Here is a 26,198-nt window from a genome sequence, read left to right as displayed (position 1 = left end):
TCAAAGAATGAAGGCTCCGAACCCTATATTGCAATCACGGGGATGACCGAACTGGTCGGCGGCAATAATGATGATTCCTTTGTAGCGTCGGTCAACCACGGTAGCCGAGTCACCCTTCGTGGTGGCGAAGGTACCAACACCCTAGACCTGTCCGGTCTTGGAACCGATACAGTGGTGCAAGTGGAGTCTGTAGAGGCTGCGGACGAGGACCCCTCCAACTGGCTGATTTCAGACATCACAGAGGTGACTGGCGTTGAGGGTGACTTCTCCACGACTCTACGAGTTCCCTCGGGTGACAACCTCTGGACTATCAATGACGTAAACATTGGTGAGGTGAAACAGGTCGAGCCGGGAACGGGCGAAGAGGACAATCGCCTTTTCGATGAGACCATAAGCTTTTCCAAAGTGGACACCCTGGTTGGTGGGTCCGGAGACGATACGTTTACCTTCCAGCGTGGTAGTGACGGCAACGGCTCCCTGACGGGCGGTGTTGACGGCGGTGCAGGAGACAGTAACCAGATCGTGGCCGGAAACGTCAACAATATCTGGTCCTATCACGAACCTGACGGGGCCGGCGAGCGGACCGCGACCTTGCGCGAAGGCGCTGATCCTACTAGCGCAACCTCATACCTGCCTGAGTTCGCCAATATACAGAAGTTAAAAGGCGGCACCGGAGATGACCAGTTCATTTTATCCGGCGCGGTCTCGCTGGCGGAAATTCACGGCGGTGAAGGCGGCAGCAACTCTTTGACGGTGGAGGACGGCGACAATACCTGGACGCTTGATGGCGAATTTTCGGGAAATGTCGACGGCGGAAAAGTTACGTCCTTTTTGGAGATCCAATCCCTAACCGGCAGCGGCAGCGGCAACGATACCTTGAAGGGTCGTGATCAGAATAACGCCTGGGTGCTGAGTGGGCCGAAGGCGGGTAGCGTCGGATGGTGGAACCCAGATGACGAGAATGCGACCGCTACGGACACGTTGAAGTTCGATGAAATGAGTACCCTTGAAGGCCGTAGTTACTCCGATCGCTTTACGCTGGAACAAGACGCGGTGTTCGAGGGAACCCTTGTTGGAACGACAGCAGGCGAGCAGAACATTGAAGGCTCTCAAGACTCGCTGGTTGTTGAGAACGGGTCCAACGCCTGGGTTCTGGAAGGGCTCGACGCCGGTTCCGTCGCGGACAAGGCAGACTCGGACATAACGCGCATCGGCTCCTTCTCCGGTATTCAGAAACTGACTGGCAACGGCGACGATAGCCTAACGGCTCCAGTGGGAGCGGCGAATTACAGTTGGAATGGTGTTTCTGAAGGTCAGTGGACGGTAACGAATACCGGCACGGAGAAAACGTTAGCCTTCTCCGGCATGAGTTCACTAACAGGTAGCGACGGCGATGATACCTTTACGCCGGGCAGCAACACCACGGCGTTGCGAGTAGATGGCGGTGAGGCCGGTACCGATACGCTAAACTTGGCTAAGATGGCCGACCAAACAGTCGTCGTTGGGGAGAGGGCAGACGGTACGGAAGTCACAGGATGGAAAGCGGCCAATCTGACGAATTTGACAGGCAGTACCGGCACCACCACGTTGGAAGTAACCTCAGGCCATAATAGTTGGTCGGTTAATAGTGCGTTCGCCGGTGAAGTCAAGCCGGCAGACTCGGAGGATCCCTCCCCGCTGTCTTCAACCCTAAGCTTTACCGGGGTAACCACTTTGATTGGGGGCAGCGGTGATGACAGCTTTACCGTGCAGACCGGAGCGACCATTACCGGTATTGAGGGTGGTACCGGTTCCGACAAGCTGACCGTTCAAAGTGATGAAGGGGACACCGTCGACTGGAGTCTGAACGAGAACAATGGCGGCGGGCCCGTTACGCGTGATCCACAGGGCGATGACCCCGCTTACTCCGTTGTTACGACATTCTCTGGCATCGAAAACCTTACCGGCGGTGAAGGCAATGATCAATTCTCGGTTGACGGTGACGTTGCGTTCGATGGCCTTGTTGATGGTGCTGGCGGCGACACTAATACCTTAGACTTGTCGAAGTGGGACAACGGTAAGGACTCTCTGAGTATTGGTTTTGGCACCGATAACGAAATCTGGAACATAGCCGGTATTAACAGCTTAACTGGTAGCGGCACAGACGCGTCCTTGTCTATGGCCTACGGAACTAATACCTGGACCATTACGGATGAAAATGCCGGAAACATAGAACACAGCATCGTCGACGACCCCGAAAATCCGGATACGTTGTTTTCCGACACGTTGACCTTCAGCGGCTTCGGCAATCTGAATGGTGGTACAGGCAATGATACCTTTATCCTCGAAGCGGTGGACCCCGACGTGGTCGATGATGTCGCCGGCTCCATTACCGGGCGGATCAATGGTGGTGTTGATCCAGACAACGACAGCGGGCCAAGTAACACGCTTACCGTAAAGGGTGGGACTAACACTTGGAAACTGGACCATTCTGATAGCAATGTGGTGGCGGTTGCAGACGGCAACGCCACCCGCGTATCCGAGTTTAGCCATATACAGGTGGTTAATGGGGAAGGCTCCGACAGCTTCTACGGAAAGAATGAAGCCACCTACTGGAGCTCCGACACAAACGGCACTTGGGACCTTTCAACGTCAACATTAGCGGCGGACCAATACCTGACAGTGACCGGAATGGGAGCGCTGTTTGGTGGCAGCGGAGCGGATACCTTTACGCTGGACGAGAACGTGTCGTACTTGGGCTCTATTGATGGCGGCAGTGATCTTAATAACACGCTTAGCGTAGTGGGCGGTGACAACACCTGGAATCTGGACCATAGCGGTGATGATGTATTTGCAATTGTTAAGGACGGCGCCGCTCGCCTGACGGCGTTTGACCATATACAAACGCTCAATGGCGCGGACTCAGACACCCTGCACGGACGGAATGAGACCACCTACTGGAGCTCCGAGACGAACGGCACTTGGGACCTTTCAACGTCAGCCTTAGCGGCGGACCAATACCTGACAGTGACCGGAATGGGAGCGCTGTTTGGTGGTAGCGAAGCCGATACGTTTACGCTGGAAACGGGTGTGTCGTACTTGGGCTCCATTGACGGTGGTAGTGATCTTAATAACACGCTCACTGTTGTGGGCGGTGATAACACCTGGAATCTGGACCACAGCGGCGATGACGTGTTTGCAGTCGTTAAGAACGGTGCCACTCGCCTGACGTCGTTTGACCATATCCAAACGCTCAATGGCGCGGACTCAGATACCCTCCACGGACGGGATGAGACCACTTACTGGAACTCCGAGGCGGAGGGCACCTGGAGTCTCTCCACCTCTGATTCGAATGATGGCCGGTACCTGACGCTGACTGGCATGAGCCAGCTTTTTGGTGGCAGCGGGGCGGATACCTTTACGCTGGGTGACGGGGTAGCTCACTTGGGCTCCATTGACGGTGGCAGTGATCTTAATAACACGCTCACCGTAGCGGGTGGTGATAACACCTGGAATCTGGACCATAGCGATGCTGGCGTGAATGCAATCGTTAAGGACGGGGCGGCTCGCTTGACGTCGTTTGACAATATCCAAACGCTCAATGGCGCGGACTCAGATGCCCTGCACGGACGGAATGAGACCACCTATTGGAGCTCCGACACAAACGGCACCTGGAATCTGTCCACGTCTGATTCGGATGATGATCGGTACCTGACACTGACTGGCATGAGCCAGCTGTTTGGTGGCACCGGAGCGGATACCTTTACGCTGGGTGACGGGGTAGCTCACCTGGGTTCCATTGACGGCGGTAGCGGCCTCGACAACACGCTCACCGTAGTGGGCGGTGATAACACCTGGAACCTCGACCATAGCGACGGGAGCGTGAATGCCATCGTTAAGGACGGCGCCGCTCGCCTGACGGCGTTTAACAATATCCAGATGGCCAATGGTGCCGGCTCCGATCTCGTGTACGGTAGGAATGAGACCACTTACTGGAACTCCGAGGCGGAGGGCACCTGGAGTCTCTCCACCTCTGATTCGAATGATGGCCGGTACCTGACGCTGACTGGCATGAGCCAGCTTTTTGGTGGCAGCGGGGCGGATACCTTTACGCTGGGTGACGGGGTAGCTCACTTGGGCTCCATTGACGGTGGCAGTGATCTTAATAACACGCTCACCGTAGCGGGTGGTGATAACACCTGGAATCTGGACCATAGCGATGCTGGCGTGAATGCAATCGTTAAGGACGGGGCGGCTCGCTTGACGTCGTTTGACAATATCCAGGTGGCCAATGGTGCCGGCTCCGATCTCGTGTACGGTAGTAATGAGACCACTTACTGGAACTCCGAGACGGACGGCACCTGGAACCTGTCCACGTCTGATTCGAATGATGACCGTTACCTGGCACTGACTGGCATGAGCCAGTTGTTTGGTGGCAGCGGGGCAGATACCTTCACGCTGGATGAGAACGCGTCGTACTTGGGCTCCATCGATGGCGGCAGCGATCTTAATAACACGCTTAGCGTAGTGGGCGGTGATAACACCTGGAACCTGGACCATAGCGATGCTGGCGTGAATGCAATCGTTAAGGGCGGGGCGGCTCGCCTGACGTCGTTTGACAATATCCAGGTGGCCAATGGTGCCGGCTCCGATCTCGTCTACGGTAGGAATGAGGCCACTTACTGGAACTCCGAGACGGACGGCACCTGGAACCTGTCCACGTCTGATTCGAATGACGACCGTTACCTGACAATGACCGGCATGCGCCAGCTGTTTGGTGGCACTGGAGCGGATACGTTTACATTGGGCGAGGGTGTCTCGCATCTGGGCTCCATCGATGGGGGCAGCGGCCTTGACAATACGCTCACCGTAGTGGGCGGTAATAACACCTGGAATCTGGACCATAGCGATGATGGCGTGCATGCCATCGTTAAGGACGGTGCCGCTCGCCTGACGGCGTTTAACAATATTCAGATGGCCAATGGTGCCGGCTCCGACAGTTTTTACGGAAAGAATGAAACCACCTACTGGAGCACCGACACAAACGGTACGTGGAACCTGTCCACGTCTGATTCGAACGACGACCGTTACCTGACAATGACCGGCATGAGCCAGCTGTTTGGTGGCACCGAATCAGATACGTTTACACTGGGCGAGGGAGTGTCCCATTTAGGATCAATAGACGGGGGCAGCAGTGCCCCCAATACGTTGAGAGTTCTGGAGGGTAGCAACAGCTGGCAGCTAAATGAGGCCGGCGATGATACAGCCTTAGTGGTCGGTTCAGTAACGGGCCGGGTTGACGACTTCTCCTCCTTTCAAACCCTTCAGGGTAGCGGAACAGATACTTTCTATGGCCGCAATCGCACGACTGGCTGGACCCTGTCTGAAAACGCCGCTGACCATAACGACGAATGGAGCCTTGACGAAGGAACCGGAAGTATCGAGGGGCTGACGCTTAAGGGCATGAACAAGCTGGTCGGCGGTAACGACGTCGATACCTTCACCTTGAATGCGAGCACCGACTTTAACGGCACGGTAGACGGCGGCGCGAGCGGCGGCGATACCCTGGAGGTGAAAGGCGGGGGCAACGCCTGGCGTATTAGTGGGTACGGAACCAACAATACCGACGGCGTTGCTGGCGAAGTAACTTCCCTGAGCACCGAATTCTCCGCAATCAATATCCTTACCGGGGCGGCGGGAGACCGACTGTCCGCTCCGAACGAGTCCAATAATTGGAGCTTAACGGGCGCTGATAGCGGCACCGTAGTGGCCGCTGACGGTATCGGTTCCGATGTGGAGTTCAGCGGTATGTCCGCGCTGGTCGGTGGCAGTGGTACCGACAAGTTCGTCACCTCCGGTAAAACGCTTTTTGCGGGAGTGGTCGACGGCGGCGCCGGAGGCGATGATTCGCTCGACCTGTTGAGCATGGGGAGCACCGCCGTCACCGTGGGCATGCTGGCGCCGGACAACAATGCGTCTAGCTGGGAAGCCCGTGGTGATGACGATGTGACCATCCGCAATCTCGAGACGCTCCGCGCTGGCGAGGCGGCGAATAATGTAGACAATGACACGGGCAACACCCTGCTGGGCCCGGTGGCTGACCGCTACATTTGGACTCTGACCGGTGAGAACATTGGAACCGTCGAGCCCTCGCCCGGGGGTGCCGAGGACACAACGCTTGCGTTCTTCGGGTTCGCCTATCTGCAGGGTGGTGAGCATAGTGATTTGCGTTTCGATGGCGGCAACGTTACTGGTGGTATTACCGGCGGTACCGGCGAGACTTGGCTCGATTATTCTTTGGTTGAGGAGGACCTGTGTGTCAACTTGCTCAGTGGTTCTGATGCCTGCGACAGTCCGGTTCTTCGCGGAATCGACGGGGTAATCGGCAACGGTAGGGAAAACTCTGAATTCAACAGCCAACTGCTGGCCAATGGCGCTGGCGATTACGACTGGGTTATTGATGACAATGGTCACGACAGGGCCGATGGCATCAATGACGGTGAGTTCCAGCATGGCGATGAGACCGTCGCCTTTATTGACTTCAACCAGTTGCTCGGCGGCGCCGGGGAAGACCGGTTTCTTTTCCAAAACCAGGGCCGATTGTCAGGCTATATCGACGGCCGGGACGGCTCGAATACCGTGAATTCGGTTCAGTCCAATCGGGATTTGGCGTTCCGGCTGAAGGAAACGGCCCCCGAAGGCAGCAACGGTGCGGGCGTCTGGCTTAAGGGGGTTGGAACCATCACCGCCCACGGTAGCCGGAACAACCAGTTGATCGGCGAAACCGACGGCAGCCAATGGGTCGTCGACGGCGAAAACCGCGGCCACCTAAACAACAACGCCATCTCCTTCTCCGGTATTGGTCAGCTGTGGGGTGGCTCGGGCAGCGACACTTTTACCATCGAGCAAGCTGGCCGTTTGTCCGGCGGCATTACCGGCGGCAATGGCGAAGGCCGGGATAGCCTGCGGGTAGAAAGCGGCAATAACGATACCATCGCCTGGTCGGTGACCGGTGCCGGCACGGGCACGGTGGATCGCGGCGGGAGCTTTAGCGAACTGGAAGTGCTCAACGGTGGTCGAGGCGTTGACCAGTTTACCCTGAACGGCGCCGAGGCTTGGGTTGACGATATTAACGGTAGCAGCGGTGAGAACACCTTGAGCTACAGCGCTGACGATACCGATCCGGTGGTGGCTACTTGGACCCTCAGCGGCGCTCGGAACGGCTCGGTCACCTTGGGCGATAATGGCGAGGCCATCGGCTTTACCGCCATCGGTGATATTACCGGCGCTGGGAGTGACTGGCTAAGCGCCTCGAATGCGCAAAACAATTGGAGCCTCTCCAGTGCGCACGGCGGCACGCTGGAAACCGTCACTGGAAATGACTCCCAAAGCCTGACATTCGACGGCATGGCCACCCTGGAAGGCAGCCAGGGCGTCGACCACTTCACCCTTAATGGGGCGAACTTTGCCGGTACGCTTCTGGGCGGTAGTGGTGATGATGTGGTCTCCGCCCAAGGAGCCAATACCTGGAGGCTATCGGCCAACGGTAACGGCACATTGAATAATGCCACCAAGTTTGAAAGCATTAAAACGCTCAACGGCGGCGGTGAGAACAACGAGCTGATCGCCCCCGCGCGCGTCAACGAATGGACCCTGACCGGCGCGGGGAGCGGCACGGTGAAAGAGGGTGGAACCACTGACCTGGCGATGACTTTCACCGGCATGGCTATCCTGACCGGCAATGACCAAAAGGACAGCTTTGCCGCTAACGATGCGTTCACGCGGGAGCACCTGCAAAGCTTCGCCGCCCTGAACGGGGGCGGCGGCGCGGCCGATGAGCTGGACCTGAGCACGCTGGATGAGGCCATTACCCTCAGCCTGGGCCAGCCCGAAGATGGGCAGGAAGTCGAGCATGATGTCCACATCGACAGCTTTGTCTCCGGTTTTGAGACCCTAAGCGGCGCGGCCGGTGCCGCCAACCACTTGCTCGGCGCGGGGGATCGGGCCTACCGCTGGAACATCACTGGTGAGAACCAGGGCGAAGTGGAATACTTCGAAGGCGCCACCGATCAGACCACGGTCGCCTTTACCGACTTCTCCCGCCTGACTGGCGGTGCGGCCAGCGACACCTTCGCCATGTTCGACGGCGGGAAGACGTCAGGGAAGATTGACGGGGGCCGTGGCATTAACCTTATCGATTATTCCCGCAAGGACGAAGAAGTAAAAGTCACTTTCGCCGGTTTTGGCAGCAATATTGTCAATATTACCGGGGTGATCGGCAATAACGCCGGTTCCGGCGAGCACCTCAGCCGGCTTCTGTTGGGGGAAACCGAGGCTAACGCCAATTGGCGCCTCGGCTCCATCGCCGCTATTGACCAAAGCTGCACCGAGAACTGCCAAAACGATGGGCTCAATGACGGTGTGGTCACCCTCGGTGAGGAGTCGCTGTACTTTATCAACTTCAATGTTCTTGAAGGCGGCTCCGGGCAAGACACCTTTACCCTGGCCGAGGACGGGCGCTTTATCGGCACCCTCAAAGGCGGCATTGGGGCCGACACCCTAAACATCAGTGGCGCCGGCTCTGCCCAAAGCGTCGGCTTTGGCGAGTCCACCCCCGCCGACACCCATCTGGTTGGAGTGGAAACGCTGAGCGGCTCGAACGCGGTGCACCACCGCCTGTACGGGGCCGATACGGACAACACCTGGCGACTTGATGCCAACGGCGGCGGCTCACTCAATGGTGAAGACCTGAGCTTCACCGGCATCCAGCAGTTGTTCGGCGGCACCGGCGAAGACACCTTCATCCTCACCGGCGAGGGTAAGGCCCACACTCTGCACGGCGGCGTTGAGGGCGAGAATAACTCGCTGGATATCAGCGCTTCCCAGTCGGCCCTGCTAGTCAGTCTGGACCTCGACAGCACCGAGGCGGACATTATTCGGGTGGCCGGCTTGGATGACCTGACCGGTGGCAGTGAACAGGCCCACCAGCTGCACGCTGATAATGTCAGCAACACCTGGGCGATCGACGGTCGCAACCGCGGCACGTTGAATGACTCCCTGGAATTCAGTGGCGTTCATGCCCTGCTGGGCAACGACGGAACCGATGCGTTTATCTTTTCCGGGGCCGGTCGCCTTGACGGCTACGTGGACGGCGGCAACAACACCGGTAACCGCGTGGACCTCAGCCAACTGGCCGACGGGGAGAGCTGGACTCTCGCCACCTCGTTGGATCTGGCCGCCGACCTGAATATGCTCAACATTCAGAAACTGGATGCCGAGCGCGATGCGGCGCACACCCTGCTGGGCACCAACGGCGATACCGAGTGGACCATTACCGGAATCAATAGCGGCACGCGGGGCGGCTTGACCTTCAGCGGCGTCGCCACTTTGCTGGGCGGCACGGGCAAAGACGACTTCGAGTTCGGCTCGGCCGGCGAGCTTAGCGGCTACGTTGATGGCGGGGCGGGCACCGGCCGCAATACCGTGGACCTGTCCGCTAAAAACACCGTCGATGTCACGGTGGGCACCGACCAGGGCGACCTGCGTCGTTTCCATCACCTGACGGGCAATAACCGACAAACCACCCTAACGGCCCTGGAAGACGGCAACACCTGGCGGCTTGAGAGTGGCGAGAACGCGGGGCAACTGAACAACCGTCTGAGCTTCTCCGGCGTGACCGACCTGGTGGCCGGCGACGGGGGCGATACCTTCCACCTAAACGGTGGCTTGGTAACCGGAGGCATTACCGGGGGCGCCGGCGATGACCGGTTCAACCTGACTCTGGCCGCCGACGCCGAGGGCGAGCTGTCTCTCAACGGTGTTAAAGGCCGGGATGAACTCTGGGTCAGCGGGGGCGGCAGTGGTACCCAGGCGGAGTACTATGCCCGCCGTCGCGCCCCCGAACGCCTGACGTACACCGGGGCCAACAACCGCGTATTTGAAGTGGCGTTTGAGGGGCTGGAGCGCGTGCAGGATGATGTGACGGCCTCCCAGCTTCGCATCAACACCAGCCTGGAAGCCGACACCCTTTCAATGGAAGACAACGCCATTCAGGTCAATGGCTTGACCCAACTGGACTACAACAACAAAACCCACCTGGTTCTGGCGGCCAACAGTGACGACATCGTCGAGCTGAACGGCGCCGTGTCCATTCCGGGGCGGCTGGAAATTCGCAACGCCAAGGTCCGCCAAGCCACCCAAGATCGCTTGAAGGCCCGGGAGTTGCACCTGGTGGGCGTGGGCGCCTTCGGTACGCCCGAAGCGGCAATCCATACCGGCATCGACGCGCTCTATGCCGACGTGGGTCAGGGCGGCCTGGCGTTGAACAACGACGGTGCGCTCAACCTGGCGCAACTGAACAGCCTGGGCGAGACGGCCATCTACAGCGCCGGTAATATCACCAGCACCGCGGACCTGTCCGCGGCGGGGGACATTCACTTGCGCTCCGACCTGGGCGGCATTCGCCTGGAAGGGGACAACCGCTTCAGCGGCGCCACCCACCTGCAAGCCGCACACGACATTCTGCTTCGCCATGACCGGGACTTAACCCTGGGCGATGTGAGTGGCAAGACGCTGACCCTGAAAAACCGTGGTGACGTGAACGGCCAGGGGGCTTGGGATTTGAGCACGGCGGTCGTTTCTCTCGACGGCTCGCTCACAGCGTTAAACAGCGGTAACCGTCTCGGTACGCTGCGAGTCGAACGGGCGGACAACGTCGAACTGAAAAGCCGAGGGGCACTTGCCGTGGGGGCCGTCGATAGCCGGGGCGCGGTAGACCTGAGCGCCAACGGACTGTCTCTCGATGGCCCGCTGACGGCCGAGAACCTGACGCTGAACGCCGGCCGGGACGCCCTGAGGGTGGACGCGGCGGTCGATATTGAACAGCGGCTGGAGGCCAAGGCGTCCGGCATCACCGTGAACCGCGCGCTGACCGCCGATGCTCTGATGCTGGATGCCGGAGAAGACGCCCTGGAGGTGAACGCCACCTTGAAGGCCCTGGGCGCCGAAGGGGTGACCTTGGCCTCGGGCGCTTTTGCTCAGAACGCCCGCATTGACAGCGCCGGCATAATCGACATCGATGCCAGCGGCGACCTTCAGCAAAGAGCGGAGCTTTCCGCCCGTGCCGGTATTGAAGTGGTGGCGGACGGTGAGCTGACCATGAGCCGGGAGGCGCGCTCGAGCACGGACAACGGCACGATTCGTTATCAAGCCGGTGACAACCTATGGGTCAGCCACCTGGACAATGCCGATGGCACCATCGCGTTGGTCTCCGGTCGCCGAATCGAGTCGGCCCTTAGCGAAGGAATCGGGCTGCGCTCTCAGCGCATCGAGTTCGAATCCGTGGAAGGCATCGGCACGCAAACCCCGTTGGCCATGGAGACTCAGGAATTGCACGCGCTCAACCAAAGCGGCCCGGTGTCCCTGACCAACCAGGGGGAGCTGCGCATCGAGCGGTTGGCCACCAACGGGAATATCACCTTGGAAAACAAGGGCACCGTAACGTTGGATAACCGCGACGCACCGGTGTTTGATCGGGCATCAAGCGATGCGGTTGAAGGCGGCGGCATCGCCAACGCCAATTACAACCAGGGGAGCCTAAGTATCACCACCGAGAAGGGCAGTTTGCTGGCGCTTGGCCCCATCGACTATGGAAAGCCGGATCTTGTGGGCCGCAGTGGTATCTTCCTGGTGGACGGCGACATCGGCTCCTCCGCCCGCCCGTTGGTGATGTACTTCAGAGATTTGGTGTACCTGCAGGGTATTCGCAGCTGGAAGCCTTACTGGGCGTTTTACAAGAGCCCGGAAAAGTTTGAAAACAACTCGGATGTTGTGGTCAACCAGGACCTGACAAGCGCCGGGGAGCAACTGGTGGAAGTGGAAGGGCTGGAAGATGTCGACCCGGCGATTTTCACCGAGGTGCGCAACTACACCTACGACGAAGTTTCCATCCTCATGCCGCCGGACCAGCGCTACGAGGACGACGATGATGACGAACGCTACTCCGCCGACTACTAAGCGGAGCAGGGAAACCGACAACAGGAAAAAACGGAAGCACATTATGATGGCAGTACCCAGAACATTCTGGTTTTTAGGTTTGCTCGCGGCTGGTTTCAGTCAAACGGCGGTCAGCGGCAGCTTTCTGGAAATGCCGGACACCACCGAGGTGCCGGACTTTGAAGAGGAAAGCCTGCGGCTGGATTTGGACGTGCCCGGCGTGCGGGACCGAAACCCGGACCCTCAAGCCGGGCCGCGGCTCAACGTGCGTGAGTTCCGGGTTCAGGGCCTGGTAGAGTACCCGGAGTTGGGCATCACCCATGAAGAGGTGATGAAGCGAGTGGAGTCCATTCGTTTCGACATGATGGATGAGGGGGAAATGCTGGAGTCCGGGTACACCCTGGAGGAGCTGGCCTCCCTATCCGACCTGATTGCCGAAATCGAGGAACAGACCAAGGGCCGCCACGTCGGCCCGCTCGAAGTCCAGCGGGTCGTTTTTCACGTGCGCGAGCAGCGCCGCGAACGCGGCGTTACCCTGGGCATGGTGGAGCACGTGGCCGACACCATTACGCAATATTATCGCGAGCGTGGTTTTATTCTGGCCAAAGCCTACATTCCCAAGCAACGGGTACGCGATGGCGTGGTGAACCTGACGGTATTGATGGGCGACCTGGGGGACGTTCGAGTCGAAAATAACCAGCGCTACCGGGACCGGACCATTGAGCGAATTTTTGACGGCGTTCTGGACAAGCCAGTGAAGGCCGGCGTGATTGAAGAGCGGCTGTTCTTCGTCAATGACTTGCCGGGGCTGCGTGCGCGGGGCTTTTTCGAGCCCGGCCTGCAGGTGGGTGACTCGCGCATGGTCGTCAACGTTACCGATGAGCGTTGGTTCGATGCCAACGTTCGGGTGGATAACCACGGCTCGGAGAACTCGGGCGAGTACCGCTTGTACAGTGATTTTTATTGGCACAACCCCCTGGGCATCGGGGACCAGCTTCAGGTCGGGGCGCTGGCCTCGTTCGAGCCGGACAACTCCCTCTATGGCATGTTTCGCTACCGTGTGCCCGCTTATTTCACGCGGTTGAACTTTGCCGTTGGGGCATCGAATAATGACTTTATTGTGGGCCGGACCGCCTCCGAGGATACGGACGCCCTAGACATTGAAGGGAGGTCCAGCGTGATTGACGCGGCGCTTGATTATCAGCTGCTAAGGACCCGCTTGCGCAATCGCTCGCTGCATCTGAAGGTGGCCGAAATCGCCTCTGAGATGACTTTCGGGGGAAGCTCCATTGGCCGCGATTCGACGGTAATAAACACCACCCTTGAGTATCGCTTTGAACGCCTGGATGAGAAGCGTCGCCTGCTGCACCAGGGGGGCATGGGGGTCACCTGGAGCCGTTTCACCGAGCGCGGGGAACAGGAGAATGAGCTGGAGGAGTCCCCCGAGCTACTAAACCTGGACTATACGTTGCTCGCGTTCTGGCAGGTACCCTTTACCGAGCTCAACACCCGCGTGATCGCCCGCACCTCCGGGCAGTATTCCGGGGTGGCGTTGTCGTCGGTCAATCAGTTTTCACTGTCCGGCCCGCGCAAGGCCAGGGGTTACGCGCTTAACTCCTACTTCGCCGATAACGGCGTGCACGTCGGGCTGGACTGGATTTTCCCCGGGGTTGGGCCCTTGAAAGAGGCCCTCCAGCCGATGCTGTTTGCCGATTACAGCTATGGCGAAGCCTACAGTGTGCTCGAGGGGGAAGATGACAGTACGGGCGAGTACAGCGACGTGGGCCTGGGCTTTCGGATTAACGTGGGTAACCACGTAAGGGGCTCCCTTTCCGTGGCGCAGCCGTTAACGGGCCGCAACACCGCCCTGGAGCAACGACAAGAACAGGCGGGAGAACAAGAAGACAGAGAAGAGGAAGACGACGTGCGGGTTTACTTTGACTTGCAGTATAGCTTTTAGGGTTGCCCTCGCTGCGCATGGCGCGGTTTACAGTTAAAACCGCGTGGCGGGTCGGGTCACCAGCCAGATGCCGCCGCACACCAGCACCAGGGCCGCTAGGTTCTTCCATTCAAGAATGGTCTCTCCCAGAAACAGGGCGGAAAGCCCGGCCCCGAATATGGGAATTAAGAACTGAAAAGGCACCACCTGGCCCACTGGGTTGTGTTTAAGCAGAAAACTCCATAGGGCGAAAGCGGCGGCGGAGAGCATCATCAAATACAGCAGCAGGGCCCCGCTCGCCACCGTGACGCCGGTGACGGCGCCCTGCCCGCCTACACCGATGAGGATCAACACCAGCCCGCCCATGGTTAACTGCTGCGCGGTCATCACCATCGGGTCCACCGTCTGGGACAGCCGCTTGCCGTAAATCAGGGCCACGGCCAGCACCAGGGCGGCGATGGTAATAAAACCCTCGCCGAGCAGGGTAAAGTCCAAATCCAGCGCGCGCTCCCCCAGGTTGATCAACACCACCCCGGTAAACCCGATCAAACAGCCCAGGCTGCGCCCGGTACTGAGCTTGTCGTTGCGATAAATAAAGTGCGAAAGCAACACACTGAAAAAGGTGCCGGTGGAGACCATAATGGCCGCTTTTACCCCGGTGGTATGGGCCAGGCCGATGTAAAAGAACACATACTGCAGCGTGGTTTGCAGTAGCCCCAGCAGCGCCAACTGCCCCCACTGGCGTGCGGAAAAGTGCCACAGAGGCTTGCCTAGAATCGCCGCCAGCGTCAGCAAAATAACGCCGGAGCCAAAAAACCGAATGCCCGCAAACAGCATTTGGGAGGCAGTATCATCCGCCGCCATTTCGAGCCAGCCGTAACCGATTTTAATCGCCGGGTAAGCGCTGCCCCACAACAGGCAGCAAAACACGGCGGTCACCAGGACCGCCGCGCGGTTTTGAAACGCGGAGCGGGGGTTCATGAGTTAGTGGTGGGGTTTAAGGCCGAACTTGTGGGCCAGGGCCGCTTCCACCGAAGGGGTAACAAACTTACTGACATCGCCATCCAGGCTGGCAATCTCCCGCACGATGGAGGAAGAGATAAAAGACAGGTGCTCCGCCGGCGTCAGAAACAGGCTTTCCATGCTCGGCTCCAGAGCGCGGTTCATATTCGCCAGTTGGAATTCATACTCGAAGTCGGACACCGCCCGCAGGCCCCGCAACACCGCCTGGGCCTTCTTTTCCTTGACGAAGTCCACCAGCAGGATGTCGAACCCGCACACGTCCACGTTTTTCAAATGGGTAAGGTTGTCGCGTACCAGAGACACCCGTTCTTCCAGGCTGAACAGGGGCTTTTTCCGGGCGCTGTCCGCCACCCCGATAATCACGCGGTCAAACAGGCGGCAGGCACGCTCCACCAGGTCGATATGGCCGTTGGTAATCGGGTCGAAGGTTCCGGGGTAAACCACTGTCCGCATGGCGTTGTCTCTTAGGTTAGGGTTGATATCTTGCTTCCGAGCTGGCGCGATGGTAATGAATTTGCTCGCCCGGCGCCAGTCGCCCCGGGTGAGGCCGCCCTACCGTTCCAGAAAATATAGCCGGTAGCGCACCTGGCCGCCGGTTTTGTCCCGATGCAAATGCCAGTGCTCGGGCACCGCAAGCGGTGTGTCCGGCTCGGATTCGATATACACCGCCGCCCCGTCCGCCAGCCAGCCCTCTTGGGCCAGCCGGTCAATGCTGGCCTGCCAGAGCCGCTGTTGGAACGGCGGGTCGATAAACACCACATCAAACGCCCTGGGACTTTCGCGGTTCAGCCATTTGAGGCTGTCGCCTTCGATGACGTGCCCCGCGGTGCTGTTGAGCGCCGCCAGGTTCTGTTTCAGGCCAGAGGCGGCCTGCGGGTCCCGCTCCAGTAGGAGGGCATCGGCCGCGCCCCGGGACAAGGCTTCAAAACCCAGCGCGCCCGAACCGGCGAACAGGTCGAGGCACCGGGCCTCGGGCAAGTGGGGGGCAAGCCAGTTGAACAGTGTTTCGCGAATGCGGTCTCCGGTGGGGCGCAGTCCGTCCACCGAGGGGAAGCTCAGCTTCCGCCCCCGCCACCGGCCGCCAATAATGCGCAGGGGCCGGGTGTCCGAGTGTTTTGCGGGGTTTTTCACGCTTCGCTTGGCGGCTTTCAAAGGGGCCTCTCTTTCAGCGGGACAGAAGTGGTAGGATAGCGTCTTTCCGCCCGTACCATAAAGGTAGATTCATTCGTCCATGAAGTTTTTTAAGCGTAAGAAAAAAACCGAGGAGCCCGCCTCGCCGGCGCCGGAGCCCGAAGCCACCCAGGCGCCACCGGAACCGGAGGCGGCGCCCGAACCTGAAGCCAAGGCCGAGCCCGACGTCACGCCCGAGGCCGAGCCCGCTCCGAAAAAAGGCTTCTTTGCCCGCATCAAAGAAGGGCTGAGCCGCACCAGCAGCCACTTTGCCGAAGGCATGGGGAATCTCATCCTGGGCAGCAAGGCCATTGATGACGAGCTGCTAGAGGAGATCGAATCCCAACTGCTGATTGCCGACGTGGGCTACGAGGCCACCACCGACATTATTGATGACCTCACCCAGCGGGTGGCGCGCAAGCAGCTCAATGATGCCGAGTCGCTTTATAAAGCCCTGCGCGAGCAACTCTCCGCTCTGCTCGAGCCGGTAGAGGCGCCACTGAAAATCGACCCCTCCAAACAACCTTATGTGGTTCTGGTAGTGGGCGTAAACGGCGTGGGTAAAACCACCACCATCGGTAAGCTCGCCAAGCACTGGCAGAAACAAGACAAGAGCGTCATGCTCGCCGCCGGCGACACCTTCCGGGCGGCCGCCGTGGAGCAGCTCCAGGTCTGGGGCGAGCGCAACCAGGTACCGGTTATTGCCCAGCACACCGGGGCCGACAGCGCCTCGGTCGTCTTTGACGCGCTTCAAGCCGCCAAGGCCCGGGGCACGGATGTGCTGATCGCCGATACCGCCGGGCGGCTGCACAACAAGAGTCACCTGATGGAAGAGCTGGCCAAGGTAAAACGGGTGATGGCCAAAATCGACGAGTCCGCCCCTCATGAAATTCTCTTGGTGCTGGATGCGGGCACGGGCCAGAATGCCGTCAGCCAGGCGAAAGAGTTTATCCAGTCCGCCGGCGTGACTGGCCTCGCCCTGACCAAACTCGACGGCACCGCCAAGGGCGGCGTGATTTTTGCGCTGAGTAAAGAATTTGGCTTGCCCGTGCGCTTTATCGGTGTGGGGGAAGGGGTGGATGACCTTCAGCCGTTTGCCGCCGAGCCTTTCGTCGATGCCCTGTTTGGCGAGCGGCGCGATGCCTCCGGCCCCCGTGACGCGGCTCAATAGGCGCCGGGCGTGATTCGCTTCGACAACGTCAGCAAGCGCTACGGCAGTGGGCAGGATGCGCTCTCCCGGGTCAGTTTCGACGTGGCCCGGGGGGAGATGCTGTTCCTGACCGGCCACTCCGGTGCCGGCAAGAGCACCCTGATGAAGCTCATCATGCTGATGGAGCGGCCCACCCGCGGGCAGGTGTTGATCGATGATCGCAATCTCAACCGCCTCTCCCGCCGCCACATTCCCTACTTTCGCCGGAAGGTGGGCGTGGTGTTCCAGAATCACCAACTACTGTTCGACCGGAGCGTGTTCGAGAACGTCGCCCTGCCCTTGCACATCGCGGGCTATCAACCCGGTGAAGTGGGCCGCCGCGTGCGGGCGGCACTGGACAAGGTAGGGCTGCTCGACAAAGAGCGCCACAACCCCATTATGCTCTCCGGCGGGGAACAACAGCGGGTGGGTATCGCCCGGGCCGTGGTCAATAAGCCGCCCCTGCTGCTGGCGGACGAACCCACCGGTAACCTGGACCCGGAACTGTCCGCCGATATTATGAACCTGTTCGAGCAATTCAACGATGTGGGCGTGACGGTGATGATTGCCAGTCACGACCTGTCGCTGCTCAAACGCATGAACAAGCGCGTACTGGCCCTCTCCGGTGGCCAGGTCGCGCACGACGGGGCCCTGGCATGAGCCCGCGCCGCCCCGCCCCCCAGGCGCCGCCCAAACCCCGCCCCAAGGGCGCCAGTCAGAGCCGCACCCGGCTGACCGACCGGCTGGATTCCTGGCAGGCCCACCACAGCACCACCGCGGTGGAGAGCCTGCAGCGGCTGTTCCGTACGCCCATGCAGAGCCTGCTGACCTGGCTGGTGGTCGCCGTGGCGGTGGCCCTGCCCGCTGCCCTGTATTTGGTGCTGAACAACATTCAGGACCTGGGCTACAGCTGGCAGGACTCGGGGCAAATGTCGGTGTTTTTGGTGGAGGATGTTCGGCCCGAAGCGATCGACGCCCTGCTGACCTCACTCGATAAGGATGGCCGAATCGACCAGGTCACCCATGTGCCCCCCGGCGATGCCCTGGAGGAGTTCAAAGCCTACTCCGGCCTGGGGCGGGTGCTCCAGGGGCTGGAGGAGAATCCCCTGCCCGACGTGCTGTTGGTCCGCCCGGCCACCCACGACCCCGACGCCCTGGGTGAGCTGCGCGATGCCATTGCCGCCAAGCCGGTGGTGGCCGAAGCGCGCCTGGATATGGCCTGGGTCCGGCGGCTGCAGGAAATGATGGCCCTGGGTCAGCGGGTGGTGTTGGCATTGGCCACTTTGCTGGCGCTGGGGGTTCTGCTGGCGGTGGGCAACACCATTCGCCTGGCCATCGAGAACCGGCGGGATGAAATTCTGGTGGTCAAACTGGTGGGCGGTACCGACGCCTTCGTGCGCCGGCCCTTCCTTTACACCGGGCTTTGGTATGGTCTGGGCGGTGGAATCTTGGCCCTGGCGCTGCTCGGGCTCGGGCTTTGGTGGCTCTCCGGCCCGGTGGCCCGCCTGGCGGACCTTTACCAGAGCGATTTTCGCCTGCAGGGCCTGGATTTGACCGAAAGTTTGCAGTTGGTGCTGCTCTCTGGCGTCCTCGGCCTCCTCGGCGCCTGGCTGGCGGTGGCGCGGCACCTGATCCAAATCGAGCCCAGCTGACGTATATTGTCACACAAAGTCTTACAAGGCTCTGAAAAGAGGCTCTAAGCGACTGATTTGAAAGGTTTTTGTGGTTTCTCAAGGGAACTTTTCGGGGCTTGGCAGTCCAACCTCGTAGTGCTACACTCGGTAGCCAAACACCTAGGAGGTAAGTGAATGAGCACTGGCCTAATGCCGGCCGGAGTATTATCGCCCGGCGGGAACTTAAATGGTTACGTTCAAGCCGTCAGCCGCTTCCCGGTTCTGTCCGCGGAAGAAGAAAGCCGCTTGGCGGAAGACTTGTACTACAACGGCAACCTTGAGTCAGCCCGGCATCTTGTGATGTCGCACCTGCGCTTTGTGGTTCACATCGCTCGTTCCTACAATGGTTACGGCCTGCCCCTGGGCGATTTGATCCAAGAGGGCAACGTGGGCCTGATGAAGGCCGTTAAACGGTTCAACCCGGAGAAAGGCGTACGCCTGGTCTCTTTCGCGGTGCATTGGATCAAGGCCGAAATTCACGAATTCATTCTGCGCAACTGGCGCATCGTCAAGGTGGCCACCACCAAGGCCCAGCGCAAGTTATTCTTTAACCTGCGCGGCGCCAAGAAACGCCTGTCCTGGCTGAACAACGACGAGGCGAATGCCGTCGCCGAGGACCTGGGTGTTGACGTTAAGCACGTGCGCGAGATGGAAGGTCGCCTGTCCTCCTATGATGCGGGCTTTGATGCCGGCGAGGAAGACGACGATGACAGCCACTACGTGGCCCCGGTGCACTACCTGGAAGACAGGCGTTACGACCCGGCCACCCAGTTGGAAGATGCCAATTGGGAAGAAAACAGCGTCGGCAACCTTGAGCGAGCGCTGGAAACCCTGGATGATCGCAGCCGCGCGATCCTGCAACGGCGTTGGTTGAGCGAGAGCAAGGCCACCCTGCACGAACTGGCCGACGAGTATGGCGTATCCGCGGAGCGTATTCGCCAGCTTGAGAAGAACGCCATGAAAAAAGTGAAAACGGCAATAATGGCCGCTTAACCCAGGCGGCGCGCTGTTTTGCACGGGAAAGCCGCGCCGAGCGCGGCTTTTTTGTGTCACGGCCCACCCCCTGACTGACTCCCGAGAGAGAATACGCCCATGTTGGCCCCCCTATTCTTAATCGTCGCGGCCCTGAGCGGCCTTACCGCCGTGATTCTGGGGGCGTTCGCCGCCCATGGCCTGAAGCCCCGCCTGAGCGAAGCCGCCCTCTCTGCCTTTGAGACCGGCGTCCAGTACCAGATGTACCACGCCCTGGCCCTGCTGGGCGTCTTGGCGTTGGTGCGCTGGCTGGGGCCGACCCTGCCCTTGCAAGTCGCCGGCTGGGCCTTTGTGGCGGGCATTGTGCTGTTCTCCGGGAGCCTCTACGGCCTGGCGCTCGGTGGTCCGCGCTGGTTGGGGCCAGTCACGCCCCTCGGAGGGCTGCTTTTTATGGTGGGGTGGACGGCGCTGCTCGTTGTCGGTGCCCGGGCCTTAAAAGGGTAGTGTTGGCCTATAACCCATTTTTTCTGTTAACGATTTCATCTCGGGAAGTAACCCAAAACCATGAGTGAGCAAGACGCCCGCCTGAGTATCCGGCCCGAATACAAACCCAAGGCCATTCGCAGCTATGTGATTCGCGCCGGTCGCATTACCGAGGGCCAGCGCGCGGCCTTTGACCGGTGGTGGCCCGAGTACGGGCTCAGCCTGCACCAGGGCACTCTCGACTTAACGCAGACCTTTGGGCGATCGGCACCGTTGGTGCTGGAGATTGGTTTCGGCATGGGTGACTCCCTGCTGACCATGGCCGAGCGGGAGCCGGAAAAGAACTTTATCGGTATAGAAGTGCACCCGCCCGGGGTGGGGCGCTTGATCAAAGAGGCGGGGGAGGCGGGCCTCACCAACCTGAAGGTCTACATGGCCGATGCCGTTGATGTGCTCGATGACTGCATCCCGGCGGCGAGCGTGGATCGGTTTCAGCTGTACTTCCCGGACCCCTGGCACAAGAAAAAGCACCACAAGCGCCGGATCGTGCAGCCGGCCTTTGTGGAGAAAGTTCGGGGGAAATTGACGCCCGAGGGTGTCTTCCACTTGGCCACCGACTGGGAAAACTACGCCGAGCACATGCGGGAGGTAATGGAAGCCGCCCCGGGGTGGGAGAATGCCACCGCCCCCGGAGCCTTTGCCGAGCGACCCGAATACCGTCCGATTACCAAATTTGAGCAGCGCGGCGCTCGTCTCGGACATGGCGTCTGGGACCTGCTTTACCGGCCGTTGGCGCATTAATTCACCCTGAAAGGCCTCAAGGGGCGCGCCAAACGTGACTTCTGTCGCGATTCTCACCCATACTCGGTTTCAATTCCCAGGCAGAGGCGGTATGCTCGCCAAGCGTTTGCGCGGTCGGTGGAATTTACCTTGGCAGCGGCCTGTCATACTCATCGGTTGAAAGTCTGTGCGCCTTTGGCGTACTTTTAATTGTCTGGCCAGGCCGGGGTTCAAGTTTCTGGCCAAATAAGAATAAGACCACGGTGGTGCCGCATGCGGGGCGCCTGTGGGGAACGCGTTCCAGCGTGCGTGGAGTAGTCAATTTTGTCGAATACGGAAACACAACAAAACCAGCCTTCCTCCGGTATGGCGGTGGACTGGCGCAGCGAGCGGCTGGCCCATTGGATGCGGCAAGGCAGCGCATGGCTGGGCCGTATTCCGGCGGGCTTCTGGCGATTTTGCGCCAAATTCCTTATTGTTCTTTGGTTGAGCTATACCCTGGCCCAGTTGGTCTGGGTGCTGGCGCCGAGCCCCAGCATTCCCGATGCCCGTGTCGCGCCCAATGCCCTGAGCACCGAGAGAAGCGGCGGTAGTGCGCAGTCGGTGGATATTGCGGCCCTGTCCGGCTTGACCATTTTCGGGGAGGCCGCCGAAGGCGACGAACCCGAGGCGCTCGCCGAAACCCAGGCCCCCAGTGGCCCGAGCATTGAGGATCAGGCGGTGGATACCGACCTGAACCTGGTATTGCGCGGGGTCATGGGCAGCAACGACGAGAAAGCCGCTCGCGCGATTATTGCCGATGGCTCCAAACAAGAGATTTACGGCCCGGGCGATGAGCTGCCGGTCAGAGGCAACGTCACCCTGGAGAAGGTGCTGCCGTTGCGGGTTATTCTGAATAACGCCGGGCGTTACGAGTCGCTGTGGCTTTACTCGGACGATGATTGGGCCAGCGATTTGGCGGCCGGACCCGTGCCGGATACTCCCAGCCGAAGCTGGGAAGGGGATGAGGACACCGGCAGTGATGGCTCCATGCAGGAACGGGAGCAGTCAGAGCCGCAGCCTCGGGAAGAAGACCTGAACGAAGCCGCGGACGATGTGGCCGAGCGGGTCGGTAGCCGCTCCCTCTCGGATGTCGTCTCCATGAGTATTCACCGGGAGAACGGCCAGATTGTCGGCTATAAAATTCGCCCCGGTCGTGACCGGGCGCTGTTTGACTCTCTCGGCCTTCAGGCCAACGACGTAGTCAAAGCCGTAAACGGGGTTGCGTTAAGCAGTCCACAGAAAGTCATGGAAATTTATCGCGAGATGGGCGATGCCAGCTCCGCAAGCCTCCAGATTGAGCGGGGCGGCGAGGAATTGACCATCGATATCGAGCTCGAATAATAGCGAGGAAAACCAGTGAAAGTGTGTGTGCAACGTCTGGCGGGAACCATTGCGACGGCTCTGTTATGTGTCAGCCTGTCTGCCTGGGGGCAACAGACCTGGACGGTGAACTTTAAGGACACCGAAATCCAGGAAGTGATTAAATTCGTTGCCGATGCCACGGGCAAGACCATTGTGGTCGACCCCAAGGTGCGCGGTCAGGTGCGGGTGATCTCTCAGGATCCGGTCAACAAGGAAGAGCTGTATCAGCTGTTCCTGTCGATGATGGACGTGCAGGGCTTCACCGCCGTGGAAAACGGCAATGTGGTACGCATCGTTCCCAACCGGGATGCCCGCTCCCTGCCGGTGCCCACCGAGATGGGCCAGAGTCCACAGGGCGATGACACCTACATCACTCAGGTATTGAAGCTAGAGAATATCAGCGCCTCAAAAGTACTGCCCACCCTGCGGCCCCTGGTGCCTCAGCACGGTCACCTCTCCGCCTATGACCCCAGCAACGCGATTATCGTGACGGACACCCGCTCGAACATCGTGCGCCTGAAGCAAATCATCGCCCAGATCGACCAGTCCTCCGTGGTGGAAACCGAAGTGGTGGAACTGGAATTCGCCATGGCCGAGGATGTTGCCCGCCATGTCACCCAAATTGAAAAGCCCGGCTCGGACGGCGGGCAGTCGGAACTGACCGTTATTCCGGACAAGCGCACCAACTCGGTACTGATTCACGGTGACGACTTGCAGCGCGAGCGCATCCGGTTGCTGATCGAGCGGATCGACCGCCCGCGCACCAATGACAGCAATGTCCGCGTGGTCTACCTCAAATACGCGAAGGCGGAAAACGTCGCCACGGTACTGAACGGCGTGCTGCAGAACATGGCCCGCAGCGAGGAAAACCAGGGCCAGCGCCAGAAAGTGAACGTCCAGGCCGATGAAGATACCAACTCCATCCTGATGACCGCCGACAGTGACACGCTGGAGTCCCTCCTCGGTGTCATCGACAGCCTCGATATTCGCCGCGCCCAGGTGCTGGTGGAAGCCATTATTGTGGAAGTGGAAGATACCGATGGCCGCGAGCTGGGCGTTCAGTGGATGTACCAGGATGACAAAGCCGGCTTCGGCAGCTCCACCGATGGCAGCGGCCAGCTTGGCAGTTTGGGCGGGAACGCCCTTCAAATTAATGATGAGGACACTGAGGCTTCTGATGGGGCGTTACTGGAGCTGGCAGGTGGGCTGGCGAGCACGCCAGGGCAAGTGTTCGGTATAGGCCGCATGGGCGAGCGCACCGACTTTCTCGCCATCCTGAATATGCTGCAGGAACAAAGCTCCACCAATATTCTCTCGACGCCGAACCTGCTGACCACGGACAACCACACGGCGTCCATTTCCGTGGGGCAGAACGTGCCGTTTGCCACCGGTTCCTACTCCTCCACGGGCGGGGGCAACTCCAACCCGGGCAACCCCTTCCGGACCATTGAGCGTCGGGACGTGGGCGTCCTGCTGGAAGTCACTCCACATGTGAACGCTGGTGACAGCGTGGTGATGGATATCAGCCAGGAAATCTCCAGCCTGTCGAATCTGAACAGTCAGGACGGCCCGATCACCAACCAGCGTAAACTGAACACCCAGGTGTTGGCTGGAAACGGGGAAACCATCGTGCTGGGCGGTTTGATCGAAGAAGAAATTCAGACGACCACCCAGAAAGTGCCTTTCCTGGGTGATATCCCCTTGATGGGCCGGCTGTTCCGCAACCAGAGCGACCAAGTCAGCAAAACCAACCTGTTGATTTTCATCCGCGCGACCGTGATTGAAGACGACAAAATGCTGACCGGCGCCACGGCGGAAAAATACAAAGCGCTGCGCGCCCAGCAGGAAAATCGCCGTCGCCAAGGCGGCATGCTGTTTGGGCGAGACCAGATTCCCGTTCTGCCCGAGTGGCAGGAAAAGTTGGATGAGGCTGAGCGCATTCGCATGCTTAGCCCCAGCTCCGTAAAGGACGAAGACAGCGCCAGTACTGAGCCGGACGATGCCCCTGAGGCCGAGGAGTAAACCGTGAGTGCCGAGTCGATATTGGACGAGTACGATGAGTCCCAAGTCTCCACCTCGGAAGACCCGATGGAGGACGAGGTACAGGCTGCTAGCGCGGGTGATGATGTCGCCCACGCCCGGCTGCCCTTCGCGTTCGCGTCCACACACGGCGTCATGCTCGATGAGGAAGAAAACGAAGCCACCCTGCTCTACCGCCCCGGCCTGAACCTGAATGTATTGCTGGAGCTGCAGCGTTACCTGGGCGCGGAGTTCCGCCTGAAGGAAATCTCCAATGAGGATTTCCAGCAGCGCCTGACGCGGGTGTACCAAAGCGGCGACGGCGCGGCCCAGCAGGCGGCGGAAGACTTGGGGGCGGAATACGACCTCTCCTCCATGGCCGAGGACCTGGCCGACCGAACCGACCTGCTGGCCGGTAACGATGACGCCCCGATTATTCGCCTGATCAACGCCATTCTGTCCCAGGCGGTGCGCGAAGGCGCCTCGGATATTCACCTGGAGCCTTTCGAGGACCGGGTGTCGGTGCGCTTTAGGATCGACGGGGTGCTCAGCGAAATTCTCTCCCCCAAGGCCGAGTTGGCGCCGGTGCTGGTCTCGCGTCTGAAAGTCATGGCGCGGCTGGATATCGCCGAAAAGCGTCTGCCCCAGGACGGCCGTATTACCGTTCGTCTGGCCGGGCACGCCGTGGATATCCGGGTCTCCACCATTCCCTCGGCCCACGGGGAACGCATTGTATTGCGTCTGCTGGACCAGGCCGCCGGACAGCTGACCCTGGAACAGCTGGCCATGTCCGACACCGTGCGCGAGAAACTGGCCGGAGCGCTGCTCAAGCCCCACGGTATTATTCTGGTGACCGGTCCGACCGGTTCCGGTAAAACCACCACGCTGTATGCTGGCCTGAGCCACATTAATACCCGCAGCCGCAACATTCTGACCATCGAAGACCCGGTGGAATACCTGCTGCCGGGCATCGGCCAGACTCAGGTGAATTCCAAGGTGAACATGACCTTCGCCCGCGGCCTGCGCGCCATTCTGCGTCAGGACCCTGACGTGGTCATGGTCGGTGAGATCCGGGACGGGGAAACCGCTGAAATCGCCATTCAGGCCAGTCTGACCGGTCACTTGGTATTGTCCACCCTGCACACCAACACTGCCATTGGCGCTGTGATGCGCCTGAAAGACATGGGCGTGGAACCCTTCCTGCTCGCCTCGAGCCTGGAAGTGGTCATGGCCCAGCGGCTGGTGCGCAAACTCTGCCCCGCCTGCCGTGAGCCCCACCTGGCGGACGAAGCCGAGCGTCAGCTGATGCACCTGCCCGAAGGGGCCACTATTTATAAGCCCGTGGGCTGCAACCAGTGCAACAACATGGGCTACCGGGGCCGGAAAGGGATTTACGAGCTGATTGAAATTAACGAGCGGATGCGCCACCTGATCCACGAACAGGCCGGCGAGCAGGCGCTGTTGGCCGAAGCGCGCAAGAACAGCCAGTCCATCAGCGACGACGGGCGCCAGTGTGTGCTGGACGGCGTGACCAGCCTGGAGGAAGTACTCCGGGTAACCACCGCCAGTTAGG

General features: G+C 60.0%; 14 protein-coding genes. 11 read left to right on the top strand and 3 right to left on the bottom strand.

The features are described 5' to 3' along the window. Nucleotides 1–42: 42 nt before the first annotated feature. Both AAE514_RS16550 and AAE514_RS16545 read left to right on the top strand, forming a co-directional pair. The gene (locus AAE514_RS16550) at nt 43–11,994 is read left to right on the top strand and encodes a beta strand repeat-containing protein (protein ID WP_347332669.1); all 11,952 of its coding nucleotides are present in this window, start codon (nt 43–45) and stop codon (nt 11,992–11,994) included. A gap of 43 nt (nt 11,995–12,037) precedes the next feature. Continuing rightward, a complete protein-coding gene (locus AAE514_RS16545; RefSeq protein ID WP_347332668.1) occupies nt 12,038–13,933 on the top strand; it encodes a ShlB/FhaC/HecB family hemolysin secretion/activation protein in 1,896 nt (631 codons plus the stop codon). A 33-nt stretch (nt 13,934–13,966) separates the two neighbouring features. Here the strand turns inward: AAE514_RS16545 and AAE514_RS16540 are convergent, their stop codons facing one another. From AAE514_RS16540 to rsmD, 3 genes are all read right to left on the bottom strand, one after another. Then, nucleotides 13,967–14,893 carry a DMT family transporter gene (locus AAE514_RS16540; protein WP_347332667.1) on the bottom strand — a complete coding sequence of 309 codons (927 nt, stop codon included), beginning with the start codon at nt 14,891–14,893 and terminating at the stop codon, nt 13,967–13,969. Nucleotides 14,894–14,896: 3 nt separating this feature from the next. Then, nucleotides 14,897–15,388: a pantetheine-phosphate adenylyltransferase gene (gene coaD / locus AAE514_RS16535; RefSeq protein WP_347332666.1), complete on the bottom strand. Its 492-nt coding sequence runs from the start codon at nt 15,386–15,388 to the stop codon at nt 14,897–14,899. Between the two features lie 99 nt (nt 15,389–15,487). After that, complete coding sequence (rsmD, locus tag AAE514_RS16530) at nt 15,488–16,087, bottom strand: 16S rRNA (guanine(966)-N(2))-methyltransferase RsmD (protein ID WP_347332665.1); 600 nt, start codon at nt 16,085–16,087, stop codon at nt 15,488–15,490. A 79-nt stretch (nt 16,088–16,166) separates the two neighbouring features. Here rsmD and ftsY point away from each other — a divergent pair, with 79 nt between their 5' ends. The 9 genes from ftsY (at nt 16,167) to gspE (ending at nt 26,197) form a co-directional block, all read left to right on the top strand. Further along, nucleotides 16,167–17,276, top strand: coding sequence for a signal recognition particle-docking protein FtsY (gene ftsY, locus AAE514_RS16525; RefSeq protein WP_347332664.1), 1,110 nt, complete (start codon nt 16,167–16,169; stop codon nt 17,274–17,276). A gap of 9 nt (nt 17,277–17,285) precedes the next feature. Further along, entirely contained in the window at nt 17,286–17,954 is a 669-nt protein-coding gene (gene ftsE, locus AAE514_RS16520; protein WP_347332663.1) for a cell division ATP-binding protein FtsE, read from the top strand. After that, on the top strand, nt 17,951–18,946 hold the full coding sequence (gene ftsX / locus AAE514_RS16515; RefSeq protein WP_347332662.1) for a permease-like cell division protein FtsX: 996 nt from the start codon (nt 17,951–17,953) through the stop codon (nt 18,944–18,946). Before ftsE ends, ftsX begins: the two co-directional genes overlap by 4 nt. A gap of 156 nt (nt 18,947–19,102) precedes the next feature. Next, nucleotides 19,103–19,960: an RNA polymerase sigma factor RpoH gene (gene rpoH, locus AAE514_RS16510; RefSeq protein WP_347332661.1), complete on the top strand. Its 858-nt coding sequence runs from the start codon at nt 19,103–19,105 to the stop codon at nt 19,958–19,960. Nucleotides 19,961–20,059: 99 nt separating this feature from the next. Beyond that, a complete protein-coding gene (locus tag AAE514_RS16505) occupies nt 20,060–20,443 on the top strand; it encodes a DUF423 domain-containing protein (protein WP_347332660.1) in 384 nt (127 codons plus the stop codon). Nucleotides 20,444–20,530: 87 nt separating this feature from the next. Next, nucleotides 20,531–21,223: a tRNA (guanosine(46)-N7)-methyltransferase TrmB gene (gene trmB, locus AAE514_RS16500; RefSeq protein ID WP_347332671.1), complete on the top strand. Its 693-nt coding sequence runs from the start codon at nt 20,531–20,533 to the stop codon at nt 21,221–21,223. 303 nt (nt 21,224–21,526) lie between these two features. Beyond that, nucleotides 21,527–22,585: a type II secretion system protein GspC gene (gspC, locus tag AAE514_RS16495; RefSeq protein WP_347332659.1), complete on the top strand. Its 1,059-nt coding sequence runs from the start codon at nt 21,527–21,529 to the stop codon at nt 22,583–22,585. A gap of 15 nt (nt 22,586–22,600) precedes the next feature. Beyond that, on the top strand, nt 22,601–24,628 hold the full coding sequence (gene gspD, locus AAE514_RS16490; protein WP_347332658.1) for a type II secretion system secretin GspD: 2,028 nt from the start codon (nt 22,601–22,603) through the stop codon (nt 24,626–24,628). A gap of 66 nt (nt 24,629–24,694) precedes the next feature. Beyond that, complete coding sequence (gene gspE / locus AAE514_RS16485; protein ID WP_347332670.1) at nt 24,695–26,197, top strand: type II secretion system ATPase GspE; 1,503 nt, start codon at nt 24,695–24,697, stop codon at nt 26,195–26,197. The last annotated feature ends 1 nt before the right edge of the window (nt 26,198 follow it).

The organism is Marinimicrobium locisalis (assembly GCF_039822625.1).
GTDB lineage: Bacteria > Pseudomonadota > Gammaproteobacteria > Pseudomonadales > Cellvibrionaceae > Marinimicrobium > Marinimicrobium locisalis.
Note: the sequence above shows the minus strand (reverse complement) of the source record. Positions and strands in the feature narration are given on the sequence as shown.